This is a genomic window from Zooshikella ganghwensis (assembly GCF_018263875.1).
Taxonomy (GTDB): domain Bacteria; phylum Pseudomonadota; class Gammaproteobacteria; order Pseudomonadales; family Zooshikellaceae; genus Zooshikella; species Zooshikella ganghwensis.
In genome coordinates, this window is the sequence record NZ_JAEVHG010000002.1 from 246,953 (window position 1) to 270,062 (window position 23,110).

The window sequence follows — 23,110 nt, forward strand, 5'->3', positions numbered from 1 at the left end:
GCTTTTTAACTCCCTGTTTCTTCAACTAGTTACCTTTACACCGACTCAATGTAGTTACACTACGGCCTGTTCAGGTGCCGGAAGAAATTGAATATCAACTAAATACTGTAAACATTGATGGGCCAGTTTTTCACTCATAGGAGGACAATTAATATCACTACCCGCTAGCGCATTAATGGTATTTTGACATTCACGTGTCGGTTGCAACTCATCCATATGCAAAGGGTCCAGCGCCTTTTGTGGATTAGCTTCCGCATCTCGAATAAGTGGCACTAATGAGTACAAAGGATGGTCAGCACTAACGGTTAATGCTTTTTCTCGTCCTTCTTCAAAAGGCACAATATCAAAAGTGTAACCAAATGAGCGTACCCAGTCGCAAAAACGTAATAATGAGACGGGAGCAGGATTGAATAAATGATAGAAATTATTCGTATTATTTTTATTTAAGGATATATGCACTATTGATTTGGCAACATAATCAACTGGGACTGTATCAAAAATACGAGGATAATCTGGAATAATGCTCATCGGTAAAAAACCACGTAACGCAACCAATAAATAATCATTGGTTTGGGTTGCCCCTGTTTCACTATGGCTAATCACTAAACCTGGTCTAAAAATGGTAATTGGGATACCTCGTTGCCGACCGATATCAACTACTTTTTCAGCAACCCATTTACTCCCAGTATAACCTTCAGGTACAGATACTGGATTCTGTAAAGGCTCATTATTTTCAATAAAAGGTCGTGTGCTATGCGTTGAAAGTAGTACATCAATTGTTGAGACATAATGTACTGCCTTTAACTGCTTCGTACATGCTAAGCGCAATACTTCTTGTGTACCTTGCACATTAGGTGCACGCAGTGCTGAGTAGGGATAAACAAAGTTGACTAAAGCTCCATTATGATAGATAGCCTGTATTGTATCAGCTAGTATTTCCCACTGAGCTTCATCGAGTCCAAGCCTTGGTAAACCCAAATCACCAACCAGTGGTTTAATACGATGCTCATACTGCTCATCCCAAATTAGATACTGCACCATTACCTGACGAATTCTTTTGAATGCTTGCTCTTCACTTTTAGCTCTTACCAAGCAATAAATATTAGCCTGTGTACGTAGTAAAAGCTGCTCTAATAAAAATGCACCCAAATACCCCGTTGCTCCTGTTAATAATACAGTTGTTGGATTTTCAAAATCACAAAGAGGTAAGTCATTCGGTGTAATATCATCCGCTAATGTCGCATCTTTCATTAAGCGGGAAGCATGTTGGTCAGCAATAACGGCCTGCACTCCTTCACGCTGATAGAACTCAATAACTTCAACCACTCCCGCAACCGTAGGTGTACTAAAGAAACGATGAATGGGAACAGGTATGTCGTATCGTTTTAACAAACGTGCAGCCAACTGAGACAAAATAATCGATGTACCGCCCAACGCAAAAAAATCATCATGAATACTGATTTCATTAAGGCCTAGTACACTGATAAAGTCCTGTGCAATCACACGCTCTAATGCTGTACGAGGCGCCACACATTCACCCAATGCTACTGAGCGCTCTACTTGAGTATCAGGTAACGATGATTTATCTACTTTTCCATTTTGGGTATGGGGCAACTGCTCTAACAATGTAATAATTGCAGGGGTCATATGTGAAGGTAATAATTCTGCCAAAAATTGCTGTAAACCCTCCGTAGTTAAATCCGTATCTTTAGTAGCAACAAAGGCAACTAGCCTGGCGATACCAGAATCACTCGTACGCACCAGCACCACAGCATCATTAACTGCAGGATGCATGCGCAATGCAGTTTCAACTTCCCCCAGCTCAATCCTATAACCATTGACTTTAACCTGGTCATCAACACGACCTAAATATTCAATTGAGCCATCGACTAAATAACGGCCACGATCACCTGTCCGGTATATCCTTGCAGATGGCTTTTTAGAAAATGGATCAGGCAAAAATCGCTGGGCAGTCATACCGGGTCGTTTATTGTAACCCCGAGCTAAACCAGCTCCACCAATAAAAATCTCACCAACAACACCAACAGGCACAACCTGAAAATACTCATCAAGAATATAAACCTGAACATTAGCAGTAGGTTTTCCTAATGGCACAATATCCAGTGAGGGTTCAGGGTGCTCACAACAAGTCACATCGATGGTTGTTTCAGTAGGACCATATAAATTAAAGACTTTCGCTGGCACCATACTGTTCAGTTTATTAAAGACTTTGCGAGGAAATGCTTCGCCACCACTTAATAAGTACTTTAATTGAGAGCATGCAGCAAAACTTGGCTCTTCAGCTAATAATGCCAACACTGATGGCACCCCCCCCAACAGCGTAATTTTGTGACGCTGGAGGTAATCAATCAACGTTAAGTGATCAGCACTAACTCGGGTTGGTGCAATAACAGTACAAGCACCTGTAATGAGAGGAAAAAAAGTAGCCCAGATAGCAGGATCAAAACTAAAAGAAAAATTCTGTAAAACTCGATCCCCACCAGCAAGAGGCCAAACAGATTTTCGCCAACACAAATTATTGACTACACCTCGGTGTGTTACCATCACGGCCTTAGGTGCTCCAGTAGAGCCTGATGTATAAATTAGATAAGCCAAATGCTCTGGTGTTATTTTAAGCTGCAGATTATCTTGAGAGCCTCCAGCAATCACAGGCCATTGCTGATCGATTTTAACGGTTAGTAATGATTGACCTGTCAACAAAGGTGTTAAAACTTCTTTACTTTGAAGTTCCTGCCATACCCCTTGCTCCGTTATTAAACACTGGGCATCACTGTCTGTTAGCATATGCGCCAAGCGCTCTTCGGGGTAAGCAGGGTCAACAGGTACAAAAACTCCTCCTGCTTTCAGCACTGCTAACATCGCCACCACCATTTCTACAGTGCGTTCCAGACAAATGGCAACACGCGCTTCATCAAGACCTTTTGGTTTCGCTAATACCTGACACAAATAACAGGCCAACTGATTGGCACGCTCATTTAACCCCTGATAGGTCAGTTTTTCTCCCTCACACAAGACACTCAGAGCATTTGGTGTATTGGCTGCCTGATGCTCAATAAGGTGGTGTAATGCAGCATTTGATAAAAAGTGCTGTTCGGTAGCATTCCACACCTGCAAAAGTGTAGTTTGCTCAGCATCAGTTAAGAGGGGTAATAAATGGCACATTTGCTGAGGATTTTCAGTAATGTAGCCGATAAGCTGTCGCCAATGGCCAAGCAATCGCTGTATAGTCTTAGCACCAAAGAGATCGGTGTTGTAATCAGCTCTTAACTGTAAACCTTGAGAGGTCAGAGAAACAGTCAACGTTATATCAGTATGCGTATTTTGCTGAGGTAAAGATAAAGCCTCTGCTTGCAAGTCGTCCTTCGCTGACAGTTGCTGATTGATATGTAGATCTTCAAATAAAAACATCACCTGATAAAAAGGTGTTCTGCTCAGATCCCGATCAGGCTGTAACTGCTCAACCATTGAAGCAAAGGGTAGAAAGCCCTGAGCTGTTACCGCTGCTCGCTGCGCCACGATCGAGTTCAGGAAAGTCGCAAAAGAAACTTCTGTATTAACTTCTGCACATAAAGGCAGCCAGTTATCAACCGGACCAATCACATGTTGAAATTCATGTTTCCGACGATCGACTTTAATTCCAAGTGCAAATTTAGTTTGATTTGTATAGCGATTTAACTGTAAAAAAACGGTACTCAGCAGTATGTCATGTAAGTCAACCTTTAAGCTCTGACATTGCGCTTGAAGACCCACCAAGACTTTACTTTCTACCCAAAGGACTTCAGCCGCACAATGGTTCGTTTTAATTGCTGGCCGAGGAAAGTCTGTTGGTAATTTTAAAGGAGGTACATCCTCTAACGCTGACTGCCAGAAACTAAGGGCTTTTTTTGCCGCTGATGACTTTAACCAGTTACGCTCATACAGGGCAAACTCAGTAAATGAGCTGATTTTTGATAGTGGTTTTATTGTTGAAGCCTGAGTAAGGCTTGTATTTAATGCTTGGTAATTGGCAAGCAGCTTTTCAATGATTAATTGGCCAGCAGTCAAATCCCCAGCTAGCCGCGATACCTTTAGTAAAAGCAGATAATTGTCTGTACTTAACGCTCTCAATGTTAATGCCGCGAGTTGGCTCTGAGCTATTTCCCCTGCGACATGGTGAGACTTAACTGCAGTTTCCAGCCACTCAATCAGAATCTCATTGGCTGTTTGCTCTCCTGCGCTAGCCTCAACACTAAATAAGATATCCTTTTGCTGACAGGGAATACGCAATGCGGTATGCCCAAAAGGCTTAAAATGACACCCCAGTACATCATGCTGACTGACCACCTCAGCCCAGCTTTGTTGAAGCCTTGCTAAATCAATGTTGCCCTTCAATTGATAAGCAAAAAAGTTCAGCATCGGCATAGAATCATCTAGTTGATGAAGCGTCCATAAGCGAAGCTGCTCAACTGAAAGATTACTTTGACCGGGCTGAAGCATCTTCTGAAGCTCCTTGCGCTTCTGGGCAATAGCTTCCTGCTCCTTGGAACTCACTAACAAACTCATGACATATTCTCCGCAAGAAGTGGGTCACTCAATAAACTATCAACGGTCGCTTCTGATAAGTGCGCAAAGGGATCTTCAACCGCAGAGGCTTCTGCTGCTTGTTGCTTGAGTCGGTCAATCGCCTGACTGAGATGGGCAATGGTTGGCTCCAGAAAAACTTCACGCATAGGTAAAGCAACATCAAAACGTTGCTGAACGGCCTGTATCATCTGTCCTGCTAACAATGAGTTCCCCCCAGTCACAAAAAAGTTGTCATCAATAGAAATCTGCTGACACTTAAGTAAGCCAAGCCAAATTGCTGCCAATGCTCTTTGGGTATCTGTTGAGGGTAAGCGAGTGCTGGTTTGAACGGTTTGAGAGTATGCAGTAGGAGATGGAAGCTGCTGCTTATCAACCTTGCCATTAGGTGTCATAGGAAACGAAGGCACAGGAATAATGAATGAGGGCATCATAAAGCCTGGTAACTGCTTCTGTAACTCTGCAAATAATGGCTGTAGCAGCAGTTCATTATCTTGATTAAGCAATTTTGTAGCTGCAGACCACACAATATAGGCAACAATTCGTTTTGTATGATTACTGTCTCCACTACTAATAACAATCGCGTCTGCCACCCCAGGCTGATCCAATAAAATAGCCCTGATCTCTCCTAGCTCAATACGGAATCCTCTCAGCTTAACCTGTTCATCAACACGTCCAAGAAACTCCAGTTCACCATTAGCCAGACGCCGCACTCTATCACCTGTGCGATATAACCGTTGCTCTGTAACAGCACCTGGTTCACTGTTAAACGGGTTAGGAATAAAAGCGCGTGCTGTCAGACCTGGCTGCTGCCAATACCCTTTAGCGAGTCCCAGTCCACCTATAAATAATTCACCACACATTCCTGGTGCAACTGGATATAGATTATTATCCAAGACATAAAATGTGGTATTACTCAGTGGCTGACCCAAGGTCACTTTTTGTTGGGGTTGAAGCTGTTTACATAGCGACCAAATAGTGGTTTCTGTCGGCCCATATAGGTTCCATACCTCAGCGCCTTCACTTAGAAGCTGACTTGCTAACTTATCGGTTAAGGCTTCTCCCCCACAAAGTGCAGTAAATGATGAAGGGGGCAGCCAACCTGCATCCGCTAACAACTGCCAGGTTGCAGGTGTAGCCTGCATCACTGAAATATGATGTTGTTGAATAATATCGATGAGCGCTTGGCCATCCCCGGCCTGCTCTCTTGCCACTAGGACAATCTGTGCACCACACATTAAAGGCAAAAATAACTCTAGTGCTGCAATATCAAAGGCAATCGTCGTGATCGCAGCTAATCGGTCTTCAGGTTTAACCAGTGACCGCCGATAAAATGAGGATAGAAAGTTGTTCACCCCCTCACGGGTAACCATGACGCCTTTTGGTTTACCCGTAGAGCCTGAGGTGTACAGCAAATAAGCCAGTGATGTGGAATCTGAATAAGTAGATAATTCATCAGTATCTACTTTTTGGGGTGAGATATTTGGTGCAGTGTCCAGCCGAGTAGGAAGCGAGCCTCCAGTATCATCATATGCATCCACTAAGGCTATATTATTGACCTTGAGATTAATCTCCTGCAGCGACTCATAATCTTTAGATGTAACCAGTAACCAATGTGCAGCAGCATCAGCCAGTGTCAACTTTACTCGTGCTGAAGGATAGTCTGGGTCAATAGGCACATAAGTAGCGCCCAGCTTGTAAACAGCCAATAATGCAATAACCATTGCAGGTGTTCTTGGCAAGCAAATGACGACCCGCTGACCAGCCCTCACTCCCTGAGCATCAAACCAAGCAGCCCATTGCTCAACCTGGTCAACTAGCTGTTTATAAGTGAGCGAGATACTTCCTGAGACCAGAGCAAGCTTATCGGGACGAAGAGTTTTCTGTTGTGCTATCACAGACCAAAAACAACTGATAGCTTCATTTGACTGCTCGTGTTGATCACCACTACCCAGAAACGTCAGCGTGTCCTCACTATTTGAAACTAGAGGCAAGTCAGCTACAGCGCTTGAAGGCTCTACTGTGAGACTAGATAAAGCAGCAATATAAATATTAATAAATTGCTGAATTGTATCTTCGCTAAATAGCTGAGAACTGTATTCAATTAGACCTGACCAGTGCTGCCCCTGCTCAAACATAAATAGCGATAGATCAAACTTTGATGTCTGATAAGCAACCGGCTGTTGTTTAACCTGTAAGTCATGGCAGCTAAACTCCACAGGTGTTCCTGCAAATAACCCAAACATTGTCTGAAACACAGGGTTATAACTAAGACTTCGCTCAGGCTGCAGCGCATTGACCAAAACGTCAAAGGGTAACTGCTGATGATCCATTGCCATCAATGTTTGCTGTCTTATTGTGTTGAGCAGCTCCAGTACTGATAAATTGTCTTGCAATTGGGCGCGAACCACTAAGGTATTAGCAAAAAAACCAATAACATGGTTTAGCTCTTCTTGGACACGATTAGCCACAGGCACACCGACTAAAAAGTCATCCTGGCCCGAAAAACGATGAAGCAAAATAATATAGGCTGCTAGCAGGGTCATATAATTGGAAAAACCATGCTTTGCATTAAAGGCAGCAACCTGGGTTTGCAATGACTCAGGTATCGCAAAGGAGGTGGTGCGTCCTGCACAGGAGCGTATTGATGGTCGAGGCAAGTCTGTAGGTAAGTTAAGGTAAGGAGAGGCACCATCCAGTAAATGTATCCAGTAATTCTCTTGCGCTTTCGCCTCAGGTGTTTGTAACCACGTCTGCTGCCAACTCACATAGTCAGCAAATTGCACAGGCAATGTAGGTAACGGCAAGGGTTGGTCAAGCGATATCGCCTGGTAAGCTGCTAGCAGCTCTGACACCAACTGCTCCATAGACTGTCCATCCGCCAGTGCATGATGGACACTGATATATAATGTTGCTTGCTCCTCCTTTTGACGAACTAGCACCAAGCGAACCAGCTGCTGATTTTGTTCGAGTGAGACATTTTGATTTAGCTCACTAACCAAGTAAGTCTGGCGTTGTTGCTGTTCACCAACATTGAGTAAGCGCCAATCCAAAACAGATATTGTAACAGTACTGTTAGGATCTATGACTTGCACAAGCTGGTCATCAATGATAGTCAGATGCGTACGCAGGCTTTCATGCCGTTTTACTATTTCATTCAATGCCCGTTGTAAAATGACCTGATTAAGTGGTCCCTCTATGGTCAGTTTTACTAACATGAGATAGGCATTTAACCACTCGGGATCCAGAGTCCCTAAAAACCAAAGCCGCTGTTGTCCACTTGATGCAGGAAAAACATAGCATTCTGCTAATTCCGTTGACGCCGCCTGCTGTGGAAGATACGTTACCCTTTGCTGGTCTGGCATAATTCCTTGTTACTCCCTAACTGATACGTGTTCCCAGCTTCACTGCTTTGAGTAAGTGACACGCGGCTGGGCCTTTATTGGTGTTGTTACTTGCTGTCCTTGCTTTTTAGTACTGGTAAGCAGCCCAGCCTGTTGAGCAATGGTTGGTGCTGAAAAAAGTTCCTTTACACTCAATTTAGTGCCCAACTGTTCATTCACTCGACCGGCCAGCTTAACGGCCAACAATGAGTTTCCTCCCAAAAGAAAGAAGTCATCATGAATACCTATTCTTAAGTGAGGCAGTTGCTGAGCGTGTTCTTTAGAGGCGGCCTGGTTAAGACCCAAAGGTACGTATGAGTTACTGCTTAGTAGTTCTTGCCAAATAGCATGAAGCTTTAGTTCCAATGGCGTTGTGGGTGGCTGATAAGCAGATTTGTTCCCTTGAGCGACTAAATGATCTGTCAACAGAGGTATTTGTTGTGCCAACTGCTGGCGATCTACTTTACCGTTAGGCGTGAGAGGTAATTCATCAACAGCTACAAACTGACTAGGTATCATGTATTCAGGTAAATAACGCCCAAGATAAGTACGCAATGCCCTCAACCACTGACCATCCTGCTGCAAAGACTGACTTGGATTAACCGTACTGACAACAAAACCCACTAGGTAACGCTGATCATCACTACCCTCACTCACTAATACCACAGCATTGCTGACTTCAGAGTACTGACAAAGCAATGATTCAATTTCACCTAGTTCTATTCGATAACCTCTGAGTTTCACCTGATGATCAGTGCGTCCAATGTAACGCAACAAGTCATCATCACCACGGCGAACCAAATCACCAGTTCGGTATAAACGGCTACCTGTAGACTCATGCTGGAATGGATCAGGAATGAAGCGTTCTGCCGTCACCCCTGGCTGTGCATAGTAGCCTCTAGCCACTCCCAAGCCACCAATATACAACTCACCCACCATTCCTACTGGCACCTCGTTTAATGACTCATCCAGTACATAAAGGGCGGTATTAGCAATTGGCAAGCCTATCGCTACAGGCTCACAAACCTGTGCTGAGAGCTTGGCCATTGTTGAATATGTGGTAGTTTCAGAAGGGCCATAAAGGTTAATCACCTGGGTGACATCCGTTTCTTGATAAAGCCGACGCACTAGAGAAGCACGTAATGGTTCTCCAGCTAAATTAATGACTTGTACTGAACCTGGAATAGCTTGTTGGCTCAAGAGGCTGGCAATTGCAGAAGGTACGGTATTTATCAAAGTAACGTTTAACGTTGGTGGCAATGAGGGAAGCTGTAAGGCATTTTCAACCAAAATGACCCTTCCCCCATGGCATAACGGCACAAATATTTCAAAAATGGACAAGTCAAAACACACTGAGGTTGATGCTAAAACACCAGATAATGCTTCCTCTGTAAACTCAAGCCCTGCCCAACGTACTAAGTTTGCAGCATTTTGATGGCTGATGCTGACACCCTTTGGCTGACCGGTTGACCCAGAGGTAAACAATACATAACACAACTGATCAGGGTTAATTTGGATATTGGGGTATTCGGACACTCCGCCTGAATTGGTTAACGTCTCTATTTCAATCACAGGACATGAAACATCAGGTAATTGGGACAATAGATTTGCAGAGGCGAGCACGACATCAACCTCACCGACCTCTAAAATGTACGATATGCGTGATGCTGGGTAGCTTGGATCAATGGGTACATAAACCAGCCCTGCTTGCAGTACTCCTAATAGAGCAAAAATTAAGTGCTGATCACGAGCTGTAAATAATCCAACTTTACTCTCAGCTGATAAACCAAGTGCAAGTAAATGTGCAGTAACCTGGTTAGCATGTTGTCTTAGCTGCAAGTAAGTAAATTCTGCTTGTCCCACCGTTAATGCGAGAGAATCGGGTGTTTTCTCAACCTGCTGCATAAATAGGGCTGGCAAATGATGTTCAGTCGAAGCTTCAACGGTTTTAGTATTATTCCATTCCGTCAAGCGCAGATGTTCATAATGAGCATATTCCGCTGCTGACAACCAAGGTAAATCTTGTAAGCCCCCTGTGTGATCAAGCCAGACCCTAAGCAAATCAATAAATTGCTTCGCATAGCGTTGCACCGTTGAGGCTGAAAGTTGACTCTGATCATAATCAAAAACACACCATAACCCATTAGCAACCTGTGCTAATGAGTTATCAGACTGTTTGGTTTGAGAAAACGGTTTTGCTGCCACCGTCAGGCTGAGTAAAAATTGAGGATCAGCTGGTGGCAAAGGAAAAGCTGTCAGTTCAGCCGAACCAAGTAGAATTGCATTATCAACAGTTGGCTCTCCCATTGCTAACGCTGATAATGCATTTAAAGAGGTACTATTTCCAGGTAAATAATTAAATAATGTTTGAAATAAAGGGGTATGAGCACCATCACGGTGTATCGCAAGCCGCTCTATCATTTTAGGTAAAGGAAAGGCTTGATGTTTTAGCCCCTCTGTCACCACAGACTGAACACCCTGCATCAATTCAGTGGTAGATAAAGAAGTATTTATTTTTATTCTTAGGGGCAGAGTATTTACACAACAGCCAATGATTTCGGCGGATCCTGGAAAAGTACGATTGACTACAGGTGAGCCGATTACAAACTCTTGATCACCTGAATAACGGTGTAATAACACACTGTATACTGTTAACAATACAACATATGGGGTAGTGCCCTGTTGATCAGCGTAATCATTTAAACGTTGATGAAGTACTTCGTCAATTTCAAACTTACAACACAATGCGCTTTTTCTAGCAGAAAAAGGTGTATTATTTGCTGGTAAGGTAGACTCTTGCGCCTCTGGCAAACGAAGTTTTGGCAACTTCCCTTTCAACTGTGTTTGCCAGTATGACCAGTCCTGTTCTCGCAGAAAGTACTGATTATAATACTGACTAAATATTGAAAAATCACTTCCTTTTAGAGAAGGCCTATATTTAGGGTCATCATGCTGACTACGAATAGAATTGTAATAATTGTATTGTTGGCAAAAGTCACGAAGGAATAAAGCCATTGACCAAAAATCAATAATACTATGATGACACGACAACAAGAAAATAGTTTGCTGCATTGATCGAGAAAATAATACTGGTCTTATTAAATAATCATTCTCCAAATCAAAAGGCTCATATGCTTTCTGCGTAACTATTTCCCGAATCCTTTCTTCAGATAAACCCGTAACATCAACATTAATCAAATCAACTCGCGCTGGCCATAGGTATGAAAATAAAGGCTCACCATTTTCAACCACATAGCGACTACGAAGCGCAGTATGTGCACTCAATAAATCATTTAGTGCTTGTTTCAACGCTTGTTTACTAAATACACCATTTATTTTTACGGCACGAGCAACAATATAAGCAGTTGAGGTTGGTTCCAGCTGGTTTAGAAACCAGAATGAACGTTGCATTTCTGTTGACTGATAAAGCGAAGAGCTCAATAAGTGAGTAGTTGCGCCACTAATTATAGCTGTTTTATCTGCATAATTACTAGTAAATGCTTTATCAGACAATAAGACATCTATTTCTAAACTTAAGGTTCCAAGAGACTGTTTTTTTAATAATAATCGCAATGGAACTTCACACTGAAAAGCTTGCTCTAAATCATGCTGCAACCATAGTAACGACACCGAATCGAAACCCAAATTAAATAATGTCATTGTCTGTTTAATTTGAGAAATATCGATTTCACAATGTTTAGTCACATTGCATAATAAAGTCGAGTAGCTTTCCCCCCAATTTTCTGAAAACTGATTATTAATAGGTCTATCAATATTGACCATGTTACTATTTATCAATTTTTCGGGTTGTCTCTCACTTGCCAGCGTCACCAACTTGTTTTCTAGAAAGCGCTGTTTACATGCGCTTCGACGTATTTTTCCACTGGATGTTTTTGGAATTGTACCGGCTTCAATGAGTACCAGCTGATAAATGCTTAAGCCAATTTTTTCAGCAACAGCAGTGCGAATTGACATCATGACATCTGTGCGTTGGGGTAAATAGTTTTTCCCATGGTATTTTCGAGCCAACTCCTGTACCACAACCAACTGTTCACCTAAATCACTATCAACTGTAAATACAGATGTTGAAGCTGGGCGTAATGCTGGATGACTATTTTCAACAACATACTCAATATCTTGTGGATAAAAATTCTTACCACGAATCACCAATAAATCTTTTAAACGACCCGTGACAAATAATTCATCACGATCAAAAAAACCTAAATCTCCCGTACGTAACCAACCAGTATCATTTTCTTCGGTTTCATTTGTTAGATTTGACTCATTATCTAATCGTGCACTAAAGGTCTCTGCACTCTTATTATTTCGCCAATAACCCTTTGCAACACTTTGCCCCTTAACCCATATTTCACCTATCATATGGTCGGATAAGCGTTTATGTTGAGTAGGATCAACGATTGCCACCTGTATTCCAGAAACAACTCGACCGCAACTGACTAGCGATTTGGATAAAGTACTTTGATCTACAGGCTGAATAATTTTTGACTGATAAGACGAATTATCAACAGTTAAAATTCTGGTTCCACAATCACGGCCAGAGCCACTCACAATTAAAGTGTTTTCAGCAAGTCCGTAGCAAGAAGAAAAAGCATGGGTGTCAAAACCAAAAGGGGCAAAAGTACCACAAAAGCGACGCATCGTTTCTGGACGAATTGGTTCAGCACCACAAAAAGCAATTTTCCATTCGTGCAAATTCAAAAGGTTGTCAGGTTTACGGCGCATGAATGCTCTAAGACAAAGCTCATAGGCAAAGTTAGGTCCACCACTGATGACATTTTTATATTGTGAAATAATTGATAACCAACGAAGAGGTGCTTGTAAAAAATACCGGGGTGACATTAATGTCACAGGCACTCCACCGAAGAGTGGAGTTAAAATTGCGCCAATCAATCCCATATCATGATAAGGAGGGAGCCAGCTAACCACGCGAGTATTTGTAGCTACTTCAAAGTGGTTGAATATGCATGATAAATTATGAAGCAAATTGTTATGTGTAAGTATTACCCCCTTAGGTAAGTGTGTTGAACCTGATGTATATTGCAAAAACGCAATATCATTGCCAGATATAACAGGTAAATTAAAGTTATTACTAGCAACTCTTTGGATTAAATCAGTATTTATCCACTTCAGCGTATTAGTTGAAACAATGCTATCCACAACTCTTCGAGTTTGTTCACTTAATGTTGATGTTGTCAATATTCCAGAAACATCAGAATCGTCGATAATCGCACTTAAACGCTCTAATTGTTTATCGAGTCTGCTTTCATCTGTCGAGTAAACAGGAACAGCTATTACATTCGCATATAAACATCCTATGAATGCTTCAATATATTCACTACTGGGAGGATAAAGCAATAGCATGCGTTTACCTTTTAACCCTGCAGATAGTAAAACTTCAGCAATTGAAAGAGCGGATTGATCTAACTCTTGATAGCTCATACATTTATCTAATTCATATTGATCAGCAATAAATGTATATGCTTCATCGGTTGAGTTGTTATATGCTCGATTTCTAAGCACGCTTACCAGTGAATCCATTTTAACATCCAGTTATTGATATCCACTTTATTAATTTTATTATTTACTATTCCCTGCGACATTATTAGTGTTGCTGCTCATATTTTTTAGATTTTCTATAATCAGCATACAAAATTTTTATAAGTGCTTATAGGGCTTAACCACTTTCATTCTAATCAAACAAGGAGGGCATAACAAAACACTTTAAAGATAAAATAATATTTTTATTAGCACAAAGTCAACCTTTTTAATTATTATAATCACACTTACAAATCAAGAACCTGCTCTATCAAGAAGCAAAAAATACGTATTTTTTACTTACACCACCTACAGACATAGTTTACTTAGCAACCTTAACCAAAAATACAATATTAAAATGATTTACAAAGTCACAATACGACTTAAAAGTTCTTATTTTCCTTCATGCAACCTATCCAGTAAGCGACTCTAGTCTATAAAATATATTTTCAGCTAAGAATTAGACTTTAGTCGTATTGACTTTACGATTAGTAAGGTTTATACAATCACTTAATATATTCAGGGATCGAATTAACAAACTGTTTTTAGTCAAAGCTAAGGGGTAGTATTTCAAACAAGAAATCTACTTTTACCGTGATCAACCTTTATATTCCTAAAGTTGAGATACGTATATACAAAGTAACAATATAGATTCAACGTGGTGAACTCACTCTATGACTGACATACCAATAAACAGGTTTTAGTTTATATACTACTTGGATATTTTATAGGCATAGTATAACTATAAAGAGTCATACCACAAAAAGTATCAATCTAAAAGTTACCTCTATTACAATATTAAAAACAGCAGTAGTTGAAGGATATAGGAGGCAGTGTTTGTGTTTATAAATACCTCTTTTAAAAGAAAGACAAATAAAGTTTTATTTTACCAGTGGTTAAGTTTTTACCTTTCTTTACCTACCTTACTCTTTATCGGGTCAATCTATGCCTCAAACTGTGAAGAAATTTGCTACACAGTTAATCATACTTACAACAGTCAAACCCTATACAAAGAAAAAGATGTTCCCTTATGCATCAATTTAGCCTATCAATCCTTAACTCAGCATGATATTAATTGGATTTCCAATACAGAAAATATTTGCAGCTTAAATTTAAGCTGGACAAATATTAAAGAGTTTATATCATTCAAATCGCCTAAAGACATTCGTGCACTTTACCTATCTGGCACTCCGATTAAGAATATCCAAAGTGTCATACAATTCAGCAATATTGATACTTTATTTTTAGACAATTCCAGCATTCGATCATTACAAGGTATCGTTAAATTACCTAATTTAAAAGTTCTGACACTATACAATACCTCCATAAGATCGTTAAACGGCTTACAAGGACACCCAGCACTTGAATCAATTTTTGCAAATCGAACCTCAATAAGTGACTTGTCGCCACTCAAAGGCATTCATAGTTTAAAACAACTACATTTAAGAGGAACACCTATTCTTTCATTAGATCCACTTATTGAACTACATAATCTTGAAAAACTAAATATACAAGAATCAAAACTAACCAGTTTAAATGGTTTAGATAAAGCTAAATCACTTATTGAACTAAATGCACGTTACAGTGAGCATCTTGAAGATATTTCTGCCCTTCAGTCATCAACTTCTCTTGAGAAACTTAATTTAGGTGAAACACCTATTAAAGAAGTTGAAACTATTAGCAAACTTGAAAATCTTAAAAACTTACACCTTAATTGGACAATAAATGTTAAGGACTATAGCACTCTTACCCAGCTGACTGGGTTAAAGGAACTTGAACTCAGTTTTATTCAAGGTCAGTCGTTCAATTTCATTTCTAGTCTAAACAATCTTTCATCACTTTATATCAGCTACTCTACTGTTCCTCCACTTGATATACTTATTAATAAAACCTATTTAACTCATTTAAGTTTAAGAGGTACAGCCATTCACAATGCTTTACTGCTTACATCTATGCAACAGTTAAAGTGGCTAGATCTAAGGGAAACAACTCTCTCCCCAGATCAAATTCAACAGTTAGTATACCAACTGCCACAAACAAACATATTATTTGAATAGCAATATGTCTAACTTCATCTTTGGAATATCATTTATAATGAATATATTACAAGTGAACAGCATACCATCATATAAAAACTTCAAGTCTAAAGATAAGTTTAATATTCTACTCTTACAGATATTCACCTGTTTTTTATTAGTGAGTTTAAAAACAAACGCTGAAACCACAAACCAAACCCAAACTAAATACTTGTTTGATGACACAAAAACAATATCTGAACAACTTAAGCGTTTGAGAACAGCTAAACGTCTATCAGACACAGGTTTGTACCTAATACAAGCTAATACTAATCTTAAACAAGCTGAAATAAATCCAGCTGTTGACCTACATATTCCTATCTACCCCTTATTTTCAGATGGTGAACGTAAACAACGACACATTTACCTTCCACCAGGTGCTCAAATTGATGCCATAAATATTAACAATTGGCATTTTCCTGTTGGGACAGTATTTTGGAAATCATTTAGTAATGAAGATCGTTATTTAGAAACACGTATTGCTTACAAAATTTCTTTAACTGGTAAATCAGCCAAAGATCGATGGGAATACAAAACTTATCAATGGAATGAAGAGCAAACCAATGCATTTATAACCCCCGAAGATCAGCGCATTAAAATACCCAATACTCTTCATACAATCCCTAAAAAATCTGACTGTGAAAGCTGCCATATCTCTCACAATGACTATGACTTTGCACTTGGCTTTGACACTATTCAACTAAGTGTCCATCCACAAATGATTACCGGTGGAATTAATTTAGTAGACCTCTGGTTCAACAACCGTATAAAAACAAACGACCCCAAATATTTTGTACAATTAATGGATTACCAATTACCCGGATCCTTAACTGAAAAGTGGTTAACTGGTTATATGCACACAAACTGTGGTTCTTGTCATAACAGCTATAAATACAGCTGCAGTAGTGATGAAAAATTAAACTTACGTCATAGGTTACCCATTAACACCAATCAATTAAACACAGCTAATAAAAGTAACGTTTTACTAAGTAGTATTAATAAAACTATGGGTTCAGGTTACCTTATTGACACCCATACTTCAGGTTTTCAGCGCTTACTAAATAGTGACCTTTATTTACGCGTTTCTGAAAGTAATATGCCATATGACCATGGTTTAAGACGCAATATCGATCTAGTTTTTTTAAAAAAACTAGAGAACTATATTCTTAAGCCACCTAATGAAATTAAAAATAAGAACAATACACTTTATTAAAAATTAATCATTTATAAATAACAAAATATATAGTATAAAGTTTCATATAAATAGTAAAACAAAATACCCTATGCTAATAGCGTAATTTATATGTACGCATTAAGGCTATGGACAAAGGGTAAACATGGAATTATGGATTTTACAATGTCGCAACCAACCAACTTTTATTTAGCTGTTCCAGAATTGATTCCAGAACATGTTAAGTTTCTTGAAATTTCACCTATTGTATTAGAGACCACTGATCATTTATTAGCTTTCCCTCTTACACTACCAGATAGAACTTTTCATCAAACATTACAAAGCCTTCTTGATAGACTTAATACATCACATAGAGGTTTTTCTAAGGCCGATAATGTATATAAAGGCACAAAAGGTAATGAAGATAATGACCAGGCTTTTAATATCGTACGTTCCACAGACAACCTTTCTTTATTAATTCTCAGTAGCGCACTTGAAGCATTTAATTTCATTTTTAAAGAAGCAATGCAAGGTGGAACAACCTTAGATCAAACACAATGGGGCCGGCTTATTTATGCATTGCATGCTCTTTTAAAACTTTTCAAGTCAGAGCAATCTCATACACATAATCCACCTTTAGTTTCACCACCTGCACTGGAAAATACTCAACGTGATGCACTTCAACGTTGGACAAAAGGTCACTATGTATTTATGGTTTTCTGTCAAGGGCTGATCCTGGCTATAAAGAGTTTTCGTAATGAAGTTAGCGCTAATAATACTGGATCAGCACGCTATTATTTAAACATAGCAACATCTATCATGTGGGGAGTTGAGTCTAGTTTCCGCTTTACTGGAGACTATACTTATAGTGAGTATGAAAAGTCTGTGCGCCCTACACTTACCCCACCCATTGCTCCTGAAGATATGAGTGGTCTTCATTGGCGAGATCATGAACAGCTTGTTAAACAACTCATTAATACAAAAAAAATATTCAATCAACTACCTTCAGACTTACATGACAGCAGAGAGTCATTTTATGAAGCTATGTCTGCAAGTTACGATGCTCATAAATTTGTCTGTACACAATTTGTTGGAGATGAATCTCCAAGCTTATTAATGCAGTCCAGAAACCAAGTATCTGCGGCAGATACACTTACCAATTTTAAGAAATCCCGGCTAAATACAGTTCATACAAAGTCAACTATGTCATAACATCACTATCTTATGAAGCATAAAAACTTTAGTAGCAATTAATAATTTTTCCCATCATATCTCTATAACTTATATAAAAAAACAAGAATATAAAGGATTAACCATATGATACACCATATCGAAATCACTCAAACTACTCTTAACTATATCCGTGATAATTCGCTGAGAGAGAGCAATATACTTAAGGCACTCCGTGAAGAAACGGGAAAAATGGCTGAGTGCAACATGCAAATCATGCCAGAACAAGGACAGTTTATGGCCTTATTAACAAGGCTCACACATGCCCGAAGAGCGCTTGAAATTGGTGTTTTTACTGGGTACAGCTCTCTTTGTGTAGCTAAGGCATTGCCCGAAGATGGCTTATTAATTGGCTGTGATCTCAGTGAAGAGTGGGTAAATATAGGACGTCGATACTGGCAGGAAGCGAAAGTTGATCACAAAATAAAAACTATGATTGGTGATGCAAAATCAAGTTTATCTAACTTACTTGATGAAGGACTAGCGGGTACGTTTGATATTGCCTTTATCGATGCAGATAAAGAAAACTACGACAGTTATTATGAGTCAGCATTACAATTGATCAAAACAGGTGGTTTGCTTATTCTAGATAACACACTCTGGTCTGGAGCTGTTACTGATCCATCAATAAATGATGAAGAAACTAATTCACTACGACAAATTAATAATAAACTTCATAGTGACGATCGAATTGAATTAAGTTTCTTGCCATTTGCTGATGGTTTAACTCTTGCTTTAAAACGTTAATGTAATTTACATCATATAAATGGGCACCTCTAAAATATCCATTTTTGCAGAGCTAGCCTGTTCTGTTAAGACTACAGATAGTAAAAAAATAGTAGTCTTAAAGATACAAGTGATCCAATGAAAAAACCACAGAAGCTTATAGATATAAGCGGCTGTGGTGAAAGTTAACTATCCCATCATTAACTGCATTTCCACCACCCTTGGTGGCCAATAACGCAGAGGACAACGCCTACTAATGCATTTGTAACATATTAATACAGCTTCGTTGCTCAAACACTATGTATAGAGTATAAAAAATCTGGCTCACATAAAATATAATAATTTGATCAACAAAAATATTATTTATCAGTTTTAAAAGAGAAATCCTCATAATGATTTATTATTCATGGATAATAAAACAACCACAAACATTTGATAAGTTAACAATAGTTCACTCATACTTAATTCAGTATTTATTTATTGGCCTACTATTTAATCACACAAAGTATGGCGTATAACTTTATGTCTCACTCACCAGTCTCCCTTAAAGCAACCACCGATATTGACAAAACTAGACACTCTCATCAACCTACCGCAAAAACTACTTCTAACCTTCATTTAGTACCAGGGTATCGGCATATACCATTAGTAGGTTGGCGTTGGCAAGGCCTTCGTATGCTAAATGATCCCATAGGTTTTTTTATGAAAACATACCAAACCTATGGACAAATAAGTAGTTGGGATAATACAAACCCAAAATACATTGCCATCTTTGGTCCAGAGTTTCACCAAACATTATTTACCCAGTCAAAACAGTTTATCGCAGATGCATTTAGAGAAAGTCACTTTCCAAGTGGATCGTCCATGGAACGGCTCAGTCTAGGATTACTTAGAATAAATGGTGAAAAACATCGCCAGCACCGACGATTAATGCAACCTGCTTTCAAAAAAAACAGCATCGATCAGTATCTCAATAGTATTACTTCAATCACTCAGTCAACCCTGGATACTTGGAGTTTAAACGAACTACGTCGTATTGATCAGGATATAACTCATTTAATCACCCGAATATCACTCAAGACTATGTTTGGGCTTGATCAAAATCAACTATCAAAAAAGCTTGAACATTACATAGCACTTTTATTAAAAACAGCAGGTTCTCCAGCTACACTACTTTTTCCTGTTGATCTTCCAGGAAGCACCTATCGTAAAATGTTGCAAAGTGCTTCATATATTGAAGCAATCATTAGAAATATTATTCAGCAAAAACGCAACGCTTCAACACAAGGCTATGATATATTATCAGCTCTTATTGCTGCTCGAGATGAGCAAGGAATTGGCTTCAGTGAAGATGAACTTATTGGTGAAGCATATACGGTACTATGTCATGAAAGCAGTGCCTCTGCAATTTTATGGACTTTATTTTTGTTAGACCAGCACCCAGAAGAGTATGCCCAATTATTTACAGAACTTCAAACAACACTTAATAGTAAATCGCCTACCATAGAAGATCTATCAAAGCTTAACTACCTTGATTGGGTGATAAAAGAAAGTTTACGTTTATTTCCTCCAGCTGCTTTTGGTATTCGCTATGCTAATGAAGATACTGAGTTAAACGGATATTTAATTAATAAAGATACCACTATCTTTTTCAGTGCATATGTTTCGCACCGTATACCAGAAATATTTGATCAACCTTTACGTTTTAATCCTCAACGTTGGGCATCACTAAAACCTACCCCTTTTGAGTATATTGCATTTGGAGCAGGTGAACATAACTGTATGGGACGTCATTTTGCCTTACTAGAAGTAAAGCTTATTTTAGTTTTACTCTTGCAACGTTTTAGACCCTCTCTAATCGATGGCAGTCAGATAGATCGTATTATGAGAATTTCCTTAACTGCTAAACAAGGTTTAACTGTACAGCTGAAACCACCAGGTAGTTTTTTAAAATCACCTGAAGTAAAAGGGAACATTTTGGAGTCATTTGAAAAAAATGCATAAATATATCAAGCGGGATCCAGGCTATATTGATATCTTTAATCGAATAGCTCCATTATATGATAAAAAATATGGTAAAGATTGTCTTACAGCACAAGCTAAGGTGTTTAACTGGGCAACACATAGCTATTCTTCTTACCCCACAAAAATATTGGATATTGGTTGCGGGACAGGCACTTTGTTACAACAGTTTTCAACCTTTTGGCCTGAGTCGAAAATTATTGGTCTGGATCCTGCCCAAGCTATGATTGAACAAGCTCGAAAAAAATTACCACAGGCTAAATTTATTACTCAAAAAGCAGAAACAATTCCTCTTGCCAGTAATAGCATTGACCTTGCTATCTGCACAACATCATTTGGCCACTGGCATAGCCAGATTTCTGTACTAAATGAAATTAATCGGGTGCTTTGTCCTAATGGCATTTTCATTTTGGCAGAGCATAGACCGCCAAATAATTTTGTTAAATTATTTCTCTATATTATTCAACGTTTGCCTAATTTAAAAACACTGGAAGAAATCAAAACATTACTCACAGAGTCAGGATTAACAATAACTAAAGAAGAAATCACCAAAGACAATTTTCTCGTATTAAAGTCAAAAAAGCAAAAATAGTTTACACATAAAAACCTAATCACCATTGGAATTTACAATAAGACTATTTCTTAGTTTATTTTTTAATGGAGTCACCGATGTTAAAAACACCCAACGTGATTATAGTGGGAGCTGGACCTGCAGGGTTGACACTTGCCACTGAACTAGCCAATGCAGGTGTTCAAACACATATTATCGAACGGCGATCTCAGCCTAGTAACTTATCTCGTGCCTTTGGCATTTTACCACATACTCTAGAATTACTGGATATGAGAGGTCGTGCAGATATACTTATTAATAATGGCACACCCTGGGTACATGCTCCACTGGGCGATGGCAAACATAACCTTGATTTTAGTCGTTTACAAAGCCGCTTTCCATTTATGCTAATTATCCCGCAGTGTAATGCTGAAGCTCAATTTGAATCAATGGCCTTAAAAGCAGGCGTAAAAATTACTCGAGGTATGGAAGTAATCGATATAAAACAAAACTCTCAGCAAGTTACAACCACCGTAAAGTCATCTGAGGGTATTAATCATTTAAAAGCTGACTACGTGGTAGGTTGTGATGGAGTAAAAAGTACAATTCGTCAGTTACTAAATATTGAATTTCCTGGATTTAGTTATGACTGCACGTTAAGTATTGCTGATGTTCATTTAACGTTTCCACCTGATCCTAAAGTTTATGCTCGTACCACTAAACGAGGAATGGTTGCTGTTTTCCCATTTAACAATGGTTCCTTTCGTATTATTGTACTCGATCATCACTATATGCACATCTCAGTGGACAATCCTCTCACGCTCACAGAACTCAATGATAGCGTGCAAGGCATTCTTGGGAAGAGCTTGGGTATTCACCACCCCATCTGGATGTCACGTTTTCGTAGTGAGCAACGCCAAGCTAAAAAATACCAAGTCGGCCGCGTATTTTTAGCTGGAGATGCAGCTCATACGCACATACCCTCTGGTGGACAAGGCTTGCAAATAGCTATTCAGGATGCCATCAACCTGGGCTGGAAGTTAGTTGCAGTATTAAAAGATCATGCACCAACTGAGCTATTGCAAAGCTACGAACAAGAACGACGCACCATAAACACCAAAATACTTAAAAATACAGATAAAGTATTTAAATACGAAATATCTCGAAGTCTTCCTGCTAGAATACTTCGCCGTTTAAGTGTATTACTCATGACGGTGCCATTTATTCAATTATTAGTCATTAAGCAGCTTTCAGGTGTAACATTACGCTACCCATTTCCTAAGCTAGGATCACATAAAATCGTGGGAAGAAGAATACCAGATATTGTGTTGACCGATGAACTTGGTCATACCCATCGTATTTATGAGATGCTAAGAACTCAGCCGTTTATATTGATTGATCAAACTACAAATAGTCATTTCATTAACACTTATATCAACATGGATCATGAACAACTCATAGTGTTAACTGGTCAAATTAAACCACCACACAAATTACCAAAAGCCCTACTAATAAGGCCTGATGGCTATATATTGTGGGCTACTGAATCAGAAAATAACACTTACTTACCCAAAGTACTAAAAAAGTGGCTCCCGAAAAAAACACATAAAAATCAGACACAGGCTGCTTAATTCTTAGTTTACATTGAGTATGCAAATACTCTCTCTTTGCCTGAATACTTATACATCAGCTTAAATCATAAGAGAGAGTAAACTGTAAACATTCCACTGTTTACATCATCAATCTTTAAAAATATATATTTTTAATCCTTAAATTTATTTTTAGCTTAAAGCTTTATTTAGTCAGTTTTTTTCGC

General features: G+C 39.0%; 10 protein-coding genes. 7 read left to right on the forward strand and 3 right to left on the reverse strand.

Annotated features, from left to right (window positions below):
- Positions 1–54 precede the first annotated feature (54 nt).
- From KHS79_RS04965 to KHS79_RS04975, 3 genes are read right to left on the reverse strand one after another with little or no spacing between them, the layout of a single operon-like run.
- Complete coding sequence (locus tag KHS79_RS04965) at positions 55–4,563, reverse strand: non-ribosomal peptide synthetase (RefSeq protein ID WP_212717251.1); 4,509 nt, start codon at positions 4,561–4,563, stop codon at positions 55–57.
- Positions 4,560–7,946 carry a non-ribosomal peptide synthetase gene (locus KHS79_RS04970; protein WP_212717253.1) on the reverse strand — a complete coding sequence of 1,129 codons (3,387 nt, stop codon included), beginning with the start codon at positions 7,944–7,946 and terminating at the stop codon, positions 4,560–4,562. Before KHS79_RS04970 ends, KHS79_RS04965 begins: the two co-directional genes overlap by 4 nt.
- A gap of 39 nt (positions 7,947–7,985) precedes the next feature.
- On the reverse strand, positions 7,986–13,523 hold the full coding sequence (locus KHS79_RS04975) for a non-ribosomal peptide synthetase (RefSeq protein ID WP_212717255.1): 5,538 nt from the start codon (positions 13,521–13,523) through the stop codon (positions 7,986–7,988).
- Positions 13,524–14,359: 836 nt separating this feature from the next.
- Here KHS79_RS04975 and KHS79_RS04980 point away from each other — a divergent pair.
- From KHS79_RS04980 to KHS79_RS05010, 7 genes are all read left to right on the forward strand, one after another.
- A complete protein-coding gene (locus tag KHS79_RS04980) occupies positions 14,360–15,577 on the forward strand; it encodes a leucine-rich repeat domain-containing protein (RefSeq protein ID WP_212717257.1) in 1,218 nt (405 codons plus the stop codon).
- Positions 15,578–15,614: 37 nt separating this feature from the next.
- Positions 15,615–16,808, forward strand: coding sequence for a hypothetical protein (locus KHS79_RS04985; RefSeq protein ID WP_212717259.1), 1,194 nt, complete (start codon positions 15,615–15,617; stop codon positions 16,806–16,808).
- 144 nt (positions 16,809–16,952) lie between these two features.
- Positions 16,953–17,978, forward strand: coding sequence for a hypothetical protein (locus tag KHS79_RS04990; protein WP_212717261.1), 1,026 nt, complete (start codon positions 16,953–16,955; stop codon positions 17,976–17,978).
- Positions 17,979–18,083: 105 nt separating this feature from the next.
- Positions 18,084–18,743 carry an O-methyltransferase gene (locus KHS79_RS04995; protein WP_212717263.1) on the forward strand — a complete coding sequence of 220 codons (660 nt, stop codon included), beginning with the start codon at positions 18,084–18,086 and terminating at the stop codon, positions 18,741–18,743.
- Positions 18,744–19,244: 501 nt separating this feature from the next.
- Entirely contained in the window at positions 19,245–20,726 is a 1,482-nt protein-coding gene (locus tag KHS79_RS05000; protein WP_212717265.1) for a cytochrome P450, read from the forward strand.
- Positions 20,719–21,336, forward strand: a complete 618-nt coding sequence (locus KHS79_RS05005) for a class I SAM-dependent methyltransferase (RefSeq protein ID WP_212717267.1) — start codon at positions 20,719–20,721, stop codon at positions 21,334–21,336. The genes KHS79_RS05000 and KHS79_RS05005 overlap by 8 nt, the downstream gene beginning before the upstream one ends.
- Positions 21,337–21,413: 77 nt before the next feature.
- On the forward strand, positions 21,414–22,925 hold the full coding sequence (locus tag KHS79_RS05010) for an FAD-dependent monooxygenase (RefSeq protein WP_212717269.1): 1,512 nt from the start codon (positions 21,414–21,416) through the stop codon (positions 22,923–22,925).
- Positions 22,926–23,110: the final 185 nt, after the last annotated feature.

Excerpts from the sequence above, each read along its gene's own strand:
- KHS79_RS05010 (WP_212717269.1), top strand. The coding sequence starts at position 21,414 with ATGTTAAAAACACCCAACGTGATTATAGTGGGAGCTGGACCTGCAGGG.
- KHS79_RS04990 (WP_212717261.1), top strand. The coding sequence starts at position 16,953 with ATGTCGCAACCAACCAACTTTTATTTAGCTGTTCCAGAATTGATTCCA.
- KHS79_RS04995 (WP_212717263.1), top strand. The coding sequence starts at position 18,084 with ATGATACACCATATCGAAATCACTCAAACTACTCTTAACTATATCCGT.
- KHS79_RS04970 (WP_212717253.1), bottom strand. The coding sequence starts at position 7,946 with ATGCCAGACCAGCAAAGGGTAACGTATCTTCCACAGCAGGCGGCGTCA.
- KHS79_RS05000 (WP_212717265.1), top strand. The coding sequence starts at position 19,245 with ATGTCTCACTCACCAGTCTCCCTTAAAGCAACCACCGATATTGACAAA.
- KHS79_RS04965 (WP_212717251.1), bottom strand. The coding sequence starts at position 4,563 with ATGAGTTTGTTAGTGAGTTCCAAGGAGCAGGAAGCTATTGCCCAGAAG.
- KHS79_RS04975 (WP_212717255.1), bottom strand. The coding sequence starts at position 13,523 with ATGGATTCACTGGTAAGCGTGCTTAGAAATCGAGCATATAACAACTCA.
- KHS79_RS05005 (WP_212717267.1), top strand. The coding sequence starts at position 20,719 with ATGCATAAATATATCAAGCGGGATCCAGGCTATATTGATATCTTTAAT.
- KHS79_RS04985 (WP_212717259.1), top strand. The coding sequence starts at position 15,615 with ATGAATATATTACAAGTGAACAGCATACCATCATATAAAAACTTCAAG.